The sequence below is a fragment of the Kitasatospora sp. NPDC002551 genome (genome assembly GCF_040296005.1).
GTDB lineage: Bacteria > Actinomycetota > Actinomycetes > Streptomycetales > Streptomycetaceae > Kitasatospora.
Genome location: NZ_JBEOWI010000047.1, coordinates 21,869 through 34,115 on the forward strand (window position 1 = coordinate 21,869; position 12,247 = coordinate 34,115).

16 protein-coding genes are annotated in these 12,247 nt (G+C 74.4%); 5 read left to right on the top strand and 11 right to left on the bottom strand.

Going from position 1 to position 12,247, the window contains the following annotated elements:
* Window positions 1–6 precede the first annotated feature (6 nt).
* Window positions 7–1,530, bottom strand: coding sequence for an HtaA domain-containing protein (locus tag ABT093_RS30790; protein ID WP_350570037.1), 1,524 nt, complete (start codon window positions 1,528–1,530; stop codon window positions 7–9).
* Window positions 1,531–1,692: 162 nt separating this feature from the next.
* Between ABT093_RS30790 and ABT093_RS30795 the strand changes: the two genes are divergently transcribed.
* The 3 genes from ABT093_RS30795 to ABT093_RS30805 are packed head-to-tail and all read left to right on the top strand — an operon-like array spanning window position 1,693 to window position 4,609.
* A complete protein-coding gene (locus ABT093_RS30795; RefSeq protein WP_350570038.1) occupies window positions 1,693–2,718 on the top strand; it encodes a heme/hemin ABC transporter substrate-binding protein in 1,026 nt (341 codons plus the stop codon).
* Complete coding sequence (locus ABT093_RS30800; protein ID WP_502884351.1) at window positions 2,715–3,785, top strand: FecCD family ABC transporter permease; 1,071 nt, start codon at window positions 2,715–2,717, stop codon at window positions 3,783–3,785. The genes ABT093_RS30795 and ABT093_RS30800 overlap by 4 nt, the downstream gene beginning before the upstream one ends.
* Complete coding sequence (locus ABT093_RS30805; RefSeq protein ID WP_350570040.1) at window positions 3,782–4,609, top strand: heme ABC transporter ATP-binding protein; 828 nt, start codon at window positions 3,782–3,784, stop codon at window positions 4,607–4,609. The genes ABT093_RS30800 and ABT093_RS30805 overlap by 4 nt, the downstream gene beginning before the upstream one ends.
* A 1-nt stretch (window position 4,610) precedes the next feature.
* Here ABT093_RS30805 and ABT093_RS30810 read toward each other — a convergent pair whose 3' ends face one another.
* The 3 genes from ABT093_RS30810 to ABT093_RS30820 all read right to left on the bottom strand — a co-directional run bounded on the left by ABT093_RS30810 (window position 4,611) and on the right by ABT093_RS30820 (window position 6,601).
* On the bottom strand, window positions 4,611–4,826 hold the full coding sequence (locus ABT093_RS30810; RefSeq protein ID WP_350570042.1) for a dodecin: 216 nt from the start codon (window positions 4,824–4,826) through the stop codon (window positions 4,611–4,613).
* A gap of 125 nt (window positions 4,827–4,951) precedes the next feature.
* Window positions 4,952–5,911, bottom strand: a complete 960-nt coding sequence (locus tag ABT093_RS30815) for an asparaginase (protein WP_350570043.1) — start codon at window positions 5,909–5,911, stop codon at window positions 4,952–4,954.
* A 75-nt stretch (window positions 5,912–5,986) separates the two neighbouring features.
* Window positions 5,987–6,601 (bottom strand): RsiG family protein, encoded by a 615-nt coding sequence (locus ABT093_RS30820; RefSeq protein WP_350570044.1) that lies wholly within the window; start codon window positions 6,599–6,601, stop codon window positions 5,987–5,989.
* A 522-nt stretch (window positions 6,602–7,123) separates the two neighbouring features.
* Between ABT093_RS30820 and dtd the strand changes: the two genes are divergently transcribed.
* Window positions 7,124–7,564 (top strand): D-aminoacyl-tRNA deacylase, encoded by a 441-nt coding sequence (gene dtd / locus ABT093_RS30825; RefSeq protein WP_350570046.1) that lies wholly within the window; start codon window positions 7,124–7,126, stop codon window positions 7,562–7,564.
* Between the two features lie 12 nt (window positions 7,565–7,576).
* Here dtd and ygfZ read toward each other — a convergent pair whose 3' ends face one another.
* The 3 genes from ygfZ to ABT093_RS30840 all read right to left on the bottom strand — a co-directional run bounded on the left by ygfZ (window position 7,577) and on the right by ABT093_RS30840 (window position 9,705).
* Window positions 7,577–8,539, bottom strand: coding sequence for a CAF17-like 4Fe-4S cluster assembly/insertion protein YgfZ (gene ygfZ, locus ABT093_RS30830; protein ID WP_350570093.1), 963 nt, complete (start codon window positions 8,537–8,539; stop codon window positions 7,577–7,579).
* Between the two features lie 19 nt (window positions 8,540–8,558).
* On the bottom strand, window positions 8,559–9,023 hold the full coding sequence (locus ABT093_RS30835) for a Fur family transcriptional regulator (protein ID WP_350570048.1): 465 nt from the start codon (window positions 9,021–9,023) through the stop codon (window positions 8,559–8,561).
* 97 nt (window positions 9,024–9,120) lie between these two features.
* Window positions 9,121–9,705 (bottom strand): heme-binding beta-barrel domain-containing protein, encoded by a 585-nt coding sequence (locus ABT093_RS30840; protein WP_350570050.1) that lies wholly within the window; start codon window positions 9,703–9,705, stop codon window positions 9,121–9,123.
* A gap of 273 nt (window positions 9,706–9,978) precedes the next feature.
* On the opposite strand from ABT093_RS30840, the gene ABT093_RS30845 reads away from it, so the two are divergent.
* Complete coding sequence (locus tag ABT093_RS30845) at window positions 9,979–10,347, top strand: DsrE family protein (RefSeq protein ID WP_350570051.1); 369 nt, start codon at window positions 9,979–9,981, stop codon at window positions 10,345–10,347.
* Here ABT093_RS30845 and ABT093_RS30850 read toward each other — a convergent pair.
* The 4 genes from ABT093_RS30850 to ABT093_RS30865 all read right to left on the bottom strand — a co-directional run bounded on the left by ABT093_RS30850 (window position 10,341) and on the right by ABT093_RS30865 (window position 12,173).
* Window positions 10,341–10,613: a DUF3099 domain-containing protein gene (locus ABT093_RS30850; RefSeq protein WP_350570053.1), complete on the bottom strand. Its 273-nt coding sequence runs from the start codon at window positions 10,611–10,613 to the stop codon at window positions 10,341–10,343. The genes ABT093_RS30845 and ABT093_RS30850 overlap by 7 nt on opposite strands.
* A gap of 64 nt (window positions 10,614–10,677) precedes the next feature.
* Window positions 10,678–10,968, bottom strand: a complete 291-nt coding sequence (locus ABT093_RS30855; protein WP_030397542.1) for a DUF1416 domain-containing protein — start codon at window positions 10,966–10,968, stop codon at window positions 10,678–10,680.
* A 40-nt stretch (window positions 10,969–11,008) separates the two neighbouring features.
* Window positions 11,009–11,842 (bottom strand): sulfurtransferase, encoded by an 834-nt coding sequence (locus ABT093_RS30860; RefSeq protein ID WP_350570055.1) that lies wholly within the window; start codon window positions 11,840–11,842, stop codon window positions 11,009–11,011.
* 250 nt (window positions 11,843–12,092) lie between these two features.
* On the bottom strand, window positions 12,093–12,173 hold the full coding sequence (locus tag ABT093_RS30865) for an Ms5788A family Cys-rich leader peptide (protein WP_350517234.1): 81 nt from the start codon (window positions 12,171–12,173) through the stop codon (window positions 12,093–12,095).
* Between the last annotated feature and the right edge of the window lie 74 nt (window positions 12,174–12,247).

The window sequence follows — 12,247 nt, forward strand, 5'->3', positions numbered from 1 at the left end:
AGGGGGTCAGGCGCGACGGCGGCGGACGAGGAACAGGCCTCCGCCCGCGAGCAATGCGGCGGTGAGCAGACCGCCGGCCACCACGGCCGCCGTCGGGACGCCGTCCGGGCCCCCGGCGCCGGTGGCGGCGGCGACCGGCGCGGCGGACGGGCTCGCCGGAGCGACCGCCGGGGCGCTGCCGATGTCCGGCAGCGGCGGGAGGGCGGCGGCCGGGTCGAGCGCGACGGCGAAGCTCAGCGGGTCCATCGCGGTGCCCGCCGGGTAGAGGCCACCGAGGGCCTTGCCGCCCGGCTCGGTGAGCGTGAGCGGCAGCTCGACGGCCTTGAGCAGCCCGCCCTCGGCGGCGAGTCCGGCCGGGTCGAAGGTCGCCAGCTCGACGCCGGTGAGCTGCTGCGTGGCGCCGTCCGGCGTGCGGCCGGAGACGTCGGCGCGCAGCAGGCCCTTGCCGTCGGCGACGGTGACGCCCGGGTTCGCCAGGGTGAGGTCCAGACCGTAGGCGTCGCCGCTCTTCAGACCGGTGAAGCGGACGCTGCCGGAGAAGGCGGCGCTCAGCGCGCCGCTCGCCGGGTCGTAGCTGCCCCTGGCGGGCGTCCAGCGGAAGAACGCGCCGCCGTCCGCCGCACCGCCGGCGGGCTCCCACCGGCCCTGGGCGATCGAGCCGGTGACGTAGTCGCGGAAGGTCCGGCGCACGCCCCAGTCGAGCGCGCCGTTGCCGAACTCGGTGGCGGCGGCGGCCTCAGCGGTGGCCGGGGCCGGGGTTTCGGCCGGAGCCGCCGGGGCGGTCGACGACGGCGCGGCGCTCGGCGCCGCGGTCGCGGTCGCGCTCGGCGCGGCGGTCGGCGTCGCCGTGGCGCTCGGTGCGGCCGGGGTCTGGGTCTGGGTCTGGGTCGGCTGCGCCGCCGGGAGGTTGACCGACAGACTGACCGGGTCGAGCGCCGTCCCGGCGGTGTAGAACCCGCCGAAGGCCCTGGCGCCCGCGTCGGTCAGCGTCGCCGGGACGTTGCTGAGCGTCAGGGTGCCGGCCGCGCCGCGCAGGTCGACGCCGGCCAGCGAGAGCTCCGCCAGCTTGGCCTGGCTCGCGCTGCTGACCTGGCCGGTCTCCCGGGACTTGCTGCTGACGTCCGCGTACAGCCCGGCCGCGCCGCCCGCGGCGGCCCGGAAGGTGAGCCTCCCGATGCTCAGGTCCAGCGCGTTGGCGCCGTTCTCCTGGTGCCCGGTGAACCGGACCCCGCCGGAGAACGCGGCGCTCAGCGCGCCGCTCGCCGGGTCGTAGGCGCCGGTGGCGGAGTGGAACCGGAAGCCGCTGCCGGCCACCGTGGCCGCGCCGCCGGTGAGCGACCAGTTCCCCTGCGCGATGGGCCCGGTGACGTACGTCAGGAAGGACTGCTTGATCCCCCAGTCGAGCCGCCCGCCGGACACCCGCCCCTCGGCCGCCACCGCCTGGCCGGGCAGCAGGGCGACCGTCAACAGGGCCGCCAGGGCGGCCACCAGTCCGGCGGTCGGACGGCGGAGCCGATGGGGCAGAGGCACGCGGATCACTCCTCGGCGTGACAGGGGAAAACGGGGTCGGCACACCACCGACCCCCTTGCGAGATTTAGGTAAGGCTAACCTAATATATGAGTCAAGAGCCCCGCCGGGCACCCCCGCACCCCACCCACCGGCGGCGACAACTCCCGACGAAGGGAACGACGTTGAGCAGCAGTACCACCCGACATCGGGCCGCCCGCGGCCCCGCGATCCTGCTGCTCCTCCTCGGCCTGCTGCTCGCCCTGACCGCCTGCGGCTCGGCCACCGGTGCCGCCGGCGCGGCCGCCGGAACGGGCTCGCGCGCCCCGGACAGGGTCGAGCCGCTGCCCGGCGCACCGACCCCGCGGCTCCCCGCCACCGCGGCCTCCGCCGACGGCCGGACGACCACCGTCACCAGCGCCGAACGGATCATCCCGCTCAACGGCAGCCTGGCCGAGATCGTCTTCAGCCTCGGCCTCGGCCCCAAGGTCGTCGCCCGGGACGTCTCCACCACCTTCGAGCAGGCCGCCGCCCTGCCCGTGATCACCCAGGCCCACGACGTCTCCGCCGAGGGCGTGCTCTCCCTCCACCCGACCGTCGTGCTCGCCGACCGCTCCACCGGCCCGGCCGAGGCCGTCGCGCAGATCCGCGCGGCCGGCGTCCCGCTGCTCGTCCTGGACGACGCCAAGCGGCTGGAGGACGTCGGCCCGCGCATCGACGCCGTCGCCGCCGCCCTCGGAGTCCCCGACGCCGGGCGGCAGTTGAAGGAGCGCACCGAACAGCGGATCACCGAGGCCAGGGCCGCCCTGCCCGCCGTCGAGCGCCGCCCCAAGGTCGCCTTCCTCTACCTGCGCGGCAGCGCCTCGGTCTACCTGCTCGGCGGCCCGGCCTCCGGCGCCGGCTCGCTGATCGAGGCGGTCGGCGGCGAGGACGCCGGCACCGCCGCCGGACTGAGCGGCGACTTCACCCCGCTCACCAGCGAGGCCCTGGTCAAGGCCGCCCCCGACGCGATCCTGGTGATGAGCAAGGGCCTCGACTCCGTCGGCGGCGTCGACGGCCTGCTCAAGCTGCCCGGCGTCGCCCAGACCCCGGCCGGGCTCGACCGCCGGATCGTCTCCGTCGAGGACGGCCAACTGCTCAGCTACGGCCCGCGCACCCCGCAGGTGATCCGCGGGATCGCCGAGCAGCTCTACCCGAAGGCCGCCGAGTGACCGCCGCCGTCACCGGCAAGAGCCTCCCGGTGGCCAAGCGCACCAGCCGCACCGCCCTGCTCACCGCCGGCCTCGCCGCCGCCCTGGTGCTCTGCGCCCTGCTCGCGGCCGGCATCGGCGCCTACCGCATCCCGCTCGGCGACATCCTCGCCTCCTTCGGCCACCGGCTCGGCCTCGGCGGCCACGCCCTCGACCGCGTCCCCGAGTCGGTGCTCTGGAACGTCCGGCTGCCCCGGGTGGTGCTCGCCCTGCTGGTCGGCGCCTCGCTCGGCTGCGCCGGCGCGCTGATGCAGGGCGTGTTCGGCAACCCGCTCGCCGAACCGGCCGTCATCGGCGTCTCCTCCGGCGGCGCGGTCGGCGCGGTCGGCTGCATCGTGCTCGGCCTGGACGCGCTCGGCACCTGGACGGTGACCGCCTCCGCCTTCGCCACCGGCCTGCTGACGGTCTTCGCGGTCTACGCGATGTCCCGCTCCGGCGGCCGCACCGAGGTGGTCACGCTGATCCTCACCGGCGTCGCGGTGAACGCCTTCTGCGGCGCGCTGATCGGCCTGTTCCTGTTCACCGCCGACTCCGCGGCGATCAGCCAGGTCACCTTCTGGCAGCTCGGCTCGCTCTCCCAGGCCACCTGGGGCAAGGTGCTCGCCGTCCTCCCGTTCGCGCTCGCCGGCCTCGCCGCCGCACCCCGCTACGCCCGCTCGCTGGACCTGCTCGCCCTCGGTGAGCGGCCCGCCCGCCACCTCGGCGTGGACGTCGAGCGGATGCGGCTGGTGCTGATCACCCTCGTCGCCCTGCTCACCGCCGCCGCCGTCGCGGTCAGCGGCATCATCGGCTTCGTCGGCCTGGTCGTCCCGCACCTGCTGCGGATGGTCGCCGGGCCCGGCCACCGCTTCCTGCTGCCCGCCTCCGCGCTCGGCGGCGCGCTCGTGCTGGTCGCCGCCGACCTCGCCGCGCGCACCCTGGCCGAGCCGGCCGAGCTCCCGCTCGGCGTGCTCACCGCGCTGATCGGCAGCCCGTTCTTCTTCTGGCTGCTGCGCCGCACCAGGACCAAGCAGGGAGGCTGGGCATGAGGATCGGTACCCTGCGCACCCGCCCCGAGGTGCCCGAACGGCCCGCCCCGGGCAGCGAACTGCTCACCGCCGAGGCGGTCCGGCTGACCGTCGGCGGGCGCGACCTGCTGGCCGGCGCGGACGTCCGGGTCACCGCCGGCGAGGTGGTCGCCCTGCTCGGGCCGAACGGCGCGGGCAAGTCCACCCTGCTCTCCGTGCTCGCCGGGGACCTCGTGCCGACCGCCGGCGAGGTCCGGCTGGACGGCCGCCCGCTGGCCGGCTACCGGCCCGCCGACCTCGCCCGGCGCCGCGCGCTGCTGCCGCAGGCGGCCGCGCTGTCCTTCCCGTTCCCGGCCGACGAGGTGGTCCGGATGGGCCGCGCCCCCTGGGCCGGCACCGCGGCCGCCGCCGAGGACGAACGGGTGGTCGCCGAGGCGATGGCCGCGACCGAGTCCGCCGCCTTCGCCGGGCGGCCGTTCACCGCCCTGTCCGGCGGTGAACGGGCCCGCGTCGCGCTGGCCCGGGTGCTCGCCCAGCGCACCGCCCTGCTGCTGCTCGACGAGCCCACCGCCGCGCTCGACCTGCGCCACCAGGAACTGGTGCTGCGCCTGGCCCGCACCCGGGCCGCCGCCGGGGACGGCGTGGTCGTCGTGCTGCACGACCTGTCGCTGGCGGCGGCCTACGCGGACCGGGTGGTGCTGCTGACCGGCGGCGCGACGGTCGCCGACGGGCCGGTGGCCGAGGTGCTGCGCGCCCCGCTGCTCAGCGAGGTGTACGGACACCCGGTCGAGGTACTGCCGCACCCGCGCACGGGACTGCCGCTGGTGCTGCCGGAACGCGGGTGACTCAGCCCTCGTCCTCCAGCCGGAAGCCGACCTTCATGCACACCTGGTAGTGCTTGATCCGCCCGTCGGCGAGGTGACCCCGGACCTGCGAGACCTCGAACCAGTCGAGGTGGCGCAGCGTCCGGGAGGCGCGATCGATGCCGTTGCGGATCGCGGCGTCGACGCTCTCCGTCGAGGACCCGACGATCTCGGTCACCCGGTACACATGCTCGCTCATGGCGGACTCCTCAGCTGTGCGACGGCCCCCGGTCCACGGTGCACCGGGGGCCGTCCGTCCGCACGCGGAGCCGACCGGGCGGACGACCCCCGCCCCGCGCCGCACGCCGGAGGCGAGCGGGCGGATCACAGGGTGGCGCGGACCTCGCCGACCCGGGTGCCGCCGCCGTGCAGGGGGGAGGCGGCGATGCGGTCCAGGGTGCCGTCCGCGGTGGTCACCCCGAGGCGGCGCAGCGCGGCGGCCAGGACCGGGCCGCGGGCCCGCTCGGCGCCGTCGTCGATCTTGAAGGCGAGCGCCCGCCCGTCCGGCAGCGCCACCGCCTGGACGGCCTCCGCGCCCATCTTGGCGAGCGCGCCGGGCACCGCCCGCATCAGCCGGGTGTCGGCCCGGCGGGTGCCGGCCACGTACTCGGGGTGCGCCCGCATCGCGTCGGCGACCCGGCGCTGCGGGGTGCCGGGCTCGGCCAGCACCAGCGCGCGGTAGGCGCGGGCCAGGCCGGTCAGGCTGACGGCCAGCAGCGGCGCGCCGCAGCCGTCCACCCCGGCGTGTGCGGCCGGCTCGCCGACGGACTCCTCCAGGGCCTCGCGGGCCAGCCGCTGGACCGGGTGGGCCGGGTCGAGGTAGCCGTCGGTGGGCCAGCCGTTGGCCGCGCAGGCGGCCAGCCAGCCGGCGTGCTTGCCGGAGCAGTCCATCAGGATCGGCTCGCGGTCGCCGCCCCAGCGCAGGTGCAGCTCCGCCTCCAGGTCGTCGAGCGGGAGGTCGGCCGGGGTGCGCAGGGCGGACTCGTCCAGCCCCGCACCGGCGAGGATCCGCCGTACACCATCGAGGTGAAACGATTCTGCGGAGTGGCTGGAGGCGGCCAGCGCCAGCAGCTCGCCCTCGATCGCCAGCCCGGCCCGCAGCGTGGCCACGGCCTGGAACGGCTTGGCGCAGGACCGCGGGAAGACCGGCGCGTCCGGCGCGCCCAGCGCGAACTCGACCGAGCCGTCGGTGCCCAGCAGCACCAGCGAACCGTGGTGCCGGCCCTCGACGAAGCCCGAGCGGACGACTTCGGCGAGCACGGGCAGGGCGGCGGAATTGGACATGGCGAAAGCCTTCCGGGGTGAGGGTGAGCCGGGGGCGAGCCGGGCCCCGCCCCGCCCCGGGCGGCCCCGCACCTGTCAGAGCGGGCCGCCTGCGAGCAGGTCGTCGACCCGTGCTTCCCCATCACGGTACCTGCGGGTGATTTCGGCGTTGCAGCCGTCCGCCGTCCTCAGCAGCCGCTGCCGCCGTCCGGACACCTCCCGCTCGTGCGCCCGCAGCCGTTCCAGCGCCGCCAGCAGCTCCTCGGCCGGGTGCGCCGCCAGGTCGGCCAGCTGGACGTCGCCCATCAGCGCGTCCGCCTCCAGCTGGGACTGCTCCCCGCGCGGCGGCCCCAGCGTGACGTGCCGGGCCGAGCGGCGGACGGTGGACGGCGCGTCCGTCAGGATGGCCGGCAGCCGCGCCAGCAGGGCGCCGGCCGGCTCCGCCGCGTCCGCCGGACCCACCGGCCTGGCGGCACCGGCGCCGGCCCCGCCTCCGGCCACGGGCCGCCGGTCCAGCTCGGCCAGCAGGATGTCCATCCGGCCGTGCAGCAGCCGTCGCAGGTAGGAGAGGTCGGCCTCCTGCTCCAGGGTCTCCCGGCGCAGGGTCCGCAGCTGGTCCAGGCCCAGTCCTCCGAGGTCCGGCCCGGGGCCGGCCCCGGGCCCCTCGGGCAGCCGCCCGTACCGGTCCTGCGCCGCGCTGATCGCGTCCATCAACCAACCCACCTGCCGTCGTCCCGATCCCACCCGCTCGCGGCGCCCCGTCGCCTGCCGCAGGTCCGGCCCGTCAACCGCCGCGCGCGCCGGTGGCGCGTTCCCGTCCGGAGGCACGCCCGGACGCCCACGAAGGTTCCCGCCCCCGGCCGCGGCCACCCCGCGGGGCGACACGACCAGAACGCCTGACCCATGGGCCCGGCCGCCCGGCCGGACCGGGCCCGGCGCGGCGGACCTCGGCGCCCCGGACCCCGGGCGCGTCCGACCGCCCCCGCCTGGTGCGGCGGAGCGGCGGGCCCGCCCTCGTACGGTCCCCCAGCGTGCCACCCCGCCCGGCGCCGCCGCACCGCCCGTGCACCCGAACGGCCCCCTGGCGAAGAGGGGTGGCTGATACGACCGAAGCTTTTCGCAGGGAGAACGCCGCCATGGCGCACGCAGGCGCACGCTACCCGGCGCGCGCCCAGGGACAGAGCGCCCCAGGGGCCTGCTCACGCCCCCCTGCGACTCCGGCAGAATGGCCGCATGCGAGCAGTGGTGCAGCGAGTGGCCGAGGCCCGGGTGACGGTGGCCGGCGAGACCGTCGGCGCGATCGAGGAGCCCGGGCTCTGCGTCCTGGTCGGCGTCACCCACGACGACACCCCCGCCAAGGCGGCCCAGCTGGCCCGCAAGCTCTGGACCCTGCGGCTGCTGCCCGCGAACGACGAGGGTGTCGAACAGTCCTGTTCCGACATCGGAGCGCCCCTGCTGGTCATCAGCCAGTTCACGCTCTACGGCGACGCCCGCAAGGGGCGCCGCCCCACCTGGAACGCCGCCGCGCCGGGCCCGGTCGCCGAGCCGCTGGTGGACGAGGTGGTCGCCCGGCTGCGCGCACTCGGCGCCAAGGTCGAGACCGGCCGTTTCGGCGCCGACATGAAGGTCGCCCTGGTGAACGACGGCCCGTTCACCGTCCTCGTCGAGGTCTAGGGTCCGTCCGCCCTACTGCGGGACGATCACGTCCTGCGTGCCCGGCACCGTGCCGGCCAGCAGCACCGCGTCCACCGGGACGTTCCGCTTCACGATGGCCAGCGCGATCGGCCCCAGCTCGTGGTGGCGCGCCGAGGAGGTGACGAAGCCGAGCGCCCGCCCCTCCGGGTCCGAGGCGAGCCGCACCTGCGTCCCGTGCGGGGGCAGCACCTCCTCGGTGCCGTCCAGGTGCAGGAAGACCAGCCGGCGCGGGGGCCGCCCCAGGTTGTGCACCCGGGCCACCGTCTCCTGGCCCCGGTAGCAGCCCTTCTGCAGGTGGACGGCGGTGTCCAGCCAGTCCACCTCGTGCGGGATGGTCCGGTGGTCGGTCTCGAAGCCGAGCCGCGGCCGGTGGCCCTCGATCCGCAGCGCCTCGTACGCCCAGACGCCGGCCGCCGGGCCGTAGCCCGCCGTCCGCTGCGCCAGCTCGGCGCGCGGCAGGAAGAGGTCCCGTCCGTACGACAGCTCGCGGACGGCCGCCGCGCCCTCGGCGGAGGCGGTGGAGCCGGCCGGCAGGTGGACCACCGCGTAATCGGCGGTCGCGTCGGCGACCTCGACCCGGTAGAAGAACTTCATGCTCTCCAGGTAGCCGACCAGCGCCTGCTGGGTGCCCGGCTCGACGTGCGCCCAGGTGGTGGTGCCGTCGTCGACCAGGTAGAGGGCGTGCTCGACGTGCCCGTTCGGGGAGAGCACCAGCGCCTCGGTGGCCTGCTGCGGCGGCAGCGCGCTGACGTGCTGGGTGACCAGCAGGTGCAGCCAGCTCAGCCGGTCCTCGCCGGTGACGGTGAGCACGCCGCGGTGCGAGAGGTCGACGAACCCGGCGCCTCGGGCGAGGCTCCGTTGCTCGCGGAAGAGGTCGCCGTAGTGGGCGGCGACGCCCTCGTCGGTTCCCTCGGCGGGGACGGCTCCGGGCAGCGCAAGCAGCGGACTCTTCAGACCGGTCATACCGGCAAGCTTACGACCGCCCCGCGGCGCGCTCGGCGGTGCAGTCGGCGCAGCGGCCGAAGATGGCGAAATGCTTGAGGTCGGTGTCGAAGCCGTGCTGGGCGCGGAGGCTGTCGATCAGCGGCTGGGCGATCTCGGTGCCGGTCTCGGTGACCTTCTCGCAGTCCCGGCAGACCAGGTGGAGGTGGTGGTGACGGCCGGCCAGGTGGTAGGTCGGTGCGCCGTGGCCGAGGTGGGCGTGCGAGACCAGGCCCAGCTCCTCCAGCAGCTCCAGGGTCCGGTAGACGGTGGAGATGTTGACGCCACTGGCGGTCTGCCGGACGTGGCAGAGGATGTCGTCCGGGGTGGCGTGGTCGAGCGCGTCGACCGCCTCCAGCACGAGCTGCCGCTGAGGGGTGAGCCGGTACCCGCGTTCGCGCAGGTCGGCCTTCCAGTCGCCGGAGAGCTGCCAGTCGGTGGTGCCGGTGTCCGCCACGGTCCTGTCCCTGCCATACGTCGGGGGTCCTGGACCAAGTGTAGGGACCGGCCGGGGGCCGGTCCCTACCCTGTGCGAGCCCGGACGGGCGGCGTGCCTACTTGAAGAAGGCGATGCCGTCGTCCGGCAGGTCGTTGATGTCCTTGATCAGCTGGGCCGGCGAGAGCACCTTCCTCAGCTGGGCCGACATGTACGGACGCAGCGGGACGTTCGGGGCGGCCTTCTCACCCACCCAGAGCAGCTCCTCGTTGACGAAGCCGTAGAGCCGCTTGCCGCCCGAGTACTCCGGCGAGCCCTCGATCCGGGCCACCGCGTCGGTGGAGACGTCGATCTGCGGCTTGCCGTCGGCCAGCTCGCCGTACCAGATCTCCACCGTGCCGTCGTCGCGGACGGACGAGATCTCGACCCCGCGGGCGCCGCTGGTGCCGTGCTGGTTGCTGGTGATGCGCCAGAAGGCGTGCTCGTTCTCCAGCGGGCGGACCTTCTCGCCCTCGTTGTCCAGCACCCAGCTGCGGGAGCGGAACTCCAGGAAGGGCCGTCCGTCGTGGCGGATGACGATCTCCTGGCCGAAGTTGCACTTCTCGGTGCCGGGAAAGTCATAGACGCCCGCGCCCTCCCAGGTGCCGAGGAGGAAGGCGAGCGGGATGACGTCCTTGTGGAGGTCAGAGGGGATCTCGATCATGTTCCTGGTCGCTGTCGTCGGTGCGGGAGTACTTCAACCGTACGGCAGTGGCTCAGCGCTGGCCCTGGTAGAGCTTCATCACCGAGAAGATGGCGAACCAGGTGATCAGCACGGCCATGAGGGCCAGCAGACCGTCGAAGAAGATTTCCAGACCGGACACGGGGGGCTCCCATTGCGGCGACAGTGTGGTGGATTTTGCTGCCGCTCACTCTATCCGGCGGGTGGGGACGGGTCTCGGTGAGCCCCACCACCTCGCCGATCTAGGGTGTCGGCATGTCCCAGAAGAAGAAGCTCGTCATCAAGGTCACCGCCGGGGCGGACGCCCCCGAACGGTGCTCGCAGGCGTTCACGGTGGCGGCGGTGGCCGTCGCCAGCGGCGTCGAGGTCTCGCTCTGGCTGACCGGCGAGTCGGCGTGGTTCGCCCTGCCGGGGCGGGCGGCGGAGTTCGAGCTGCCGCACGCGGCCCCGCTGCCGGACCTGCTGGAGTCGGTGCTGGCCGGCGGCACGCTGACGCTGTGCACCCAGTGCGCGGCGCGGCGCGGGATCGAGCAGCAGGACACCCTCGACGGTGTCCGGATCGCGGGCGCGCAGGTCTTCGTCAGCGAGATCATGGCCGAGGGCGTGCAGGCGCTCGTCTACTGACGGGGTTCGTGGTCGGGGCGGTCCCGGTCGTGGCCGGGGTCGTCCCACTTCGGGTCCTCCCAGCGCGGGTCGTCCCACCAGTCGTCCTCGGGGTCCCGCTTGTTGGCGAACACGGCCGCGGCCGGCGGGATGACCATCGCGAACAGGCACATGCCGATCGCCGCCGGGACGGAGAAGAACCGCACGACTCCCCAGGCCAGGACGAAGACGCCCAGGCAGACGCCCATCATGGCGTAGTAGTAGCGGCGGCGCCGGCGGGACTGCACCCTTCCACGGTAGGCCTGAGGGCCCCCGCACGGCAGGGGCCCTCAGGTCACGCCGTCGCGCCGATCAGACCGCGATCGCGACCTCGGTCAGGTTGCCCTGGGAGGCGACCACCTGGCGGTCCACGGTCTGGCCCGGGATGAGCGCGCGCAGCGTCCACTTGCCCGGGCGGGCGAAGAACCGGAACTGGCCGGTCGCCGAGGTGGGCACCTCGGCCGTGAACTCGCCGCCCTCGTCGAGCAGTCGGACATAGCCGTTGACCGGCTCTCCGTCGCGGGTCACCGAACCCTGGATGATCGTCTCGTTCGCCACGTCAACTCCTGCCAGGTCCGGGCCGCCGGCCTTCGCACCGCACATTGTCTTGTTTCCCTTCTGCCTTACGGGTGGAGCCGGTGGCTCAGTTGCCGAGCTCGATCGGCACGCCGACGAGGCTGCCGTACTCGGTCCAGGAACCGTCGTAGTTCTTCACGTTCTCCTGGCCGAGCAGCTCGTGCAGCACGAACCAGGTGAGCGCGGAGCGCTCGCCGATGCGGCAGTAGGCGATGGTGTCGGTCGCCAGGTCGACGCCCTCGGCCTCGTACAGGGCCTTGAGCTCCTCGTCGCTCTTGAAGGTGCCGTCGTCGTTGGCGTTCTTGGCCCACGGGACGTTGCGCGCGGTCGGCACGTGGCCGGGGCGCTGCGACTGCTCCTGCGGGAGGTGGGCCGGGGCGAGCAGCTTGCCGGAGAACTCGTCGGGCGAGCGGACGTCGACCAGGTTGAGGTTGCCGATGGCGGCGATCACGTCGTCGCGGAAGGCGCGGATCGAGGAGTCGGCGGCCTGCGCCTTGTACTCGGTCGCGGCGCGCTGCGGGACCTCGGCGACCAGGTCGCGGGAGTCCAGCTCCCACTTCTTGCGGCCGCCGTCGAGCAGGCGGACGTCGCCGTGGCCGTACAGCTTGAAGTACCAGTAGGCGTAGGAGGCGAACCAGTTGTTGTTGCCACCGTAGAGCACGACGGTGTCGTCGTTGGCGATGCCCTTGGCGCTGAGCAGCGCCTCGAAGCCGGCCTGGTCGATGAAGTCGCGGCGGACCGGGTCCTGGAGGTCGCTCTTCCAGTCGATCCGGACCGCGTTGCGGATGTGGTTCTTCTCGTAGGCGGAGGTGTCCTCGTCGACCTCGACGATGACGACCTTCGGGTCGTCCAGGTGGGCCTGGACCCAGTCGGCGTCGACCAGGACGTCGCTGCGGCTCATGGTGATGTTCTCCATCCGGGGGCGGTTGGCGGAAGGTGCTCGCTGGTTCGGGTGCTGCTGCTCAGCGGTGGTGCGGGTCGCCCGTCGGCCACCGGTCCGAATTCCTGTCCGAATACTGGGACGGGAGACGGTGCGCGGCGCGACCGGGCGGGATGTGGCGGAGTACGGCGGGGACGCCCGGCCAGAGGGGCCGGCGGCGGTCACCGGAGGAAATCGGCGGCGGGGGCAACTGCCCTGCCTGGGCGCCGAGTTAGCGCATTCGACACAGACAGGCGGCCACGCGGCACAGGTCTACCGCCCGCCGCTTGGTGAGGTCCGTCTGTCGCTTCATGCGGACGATGCTAGGGACACCGGATGCCCGCTGTCATCAGCGTATCGAATAGCGAGACCAGATGACTCACATCG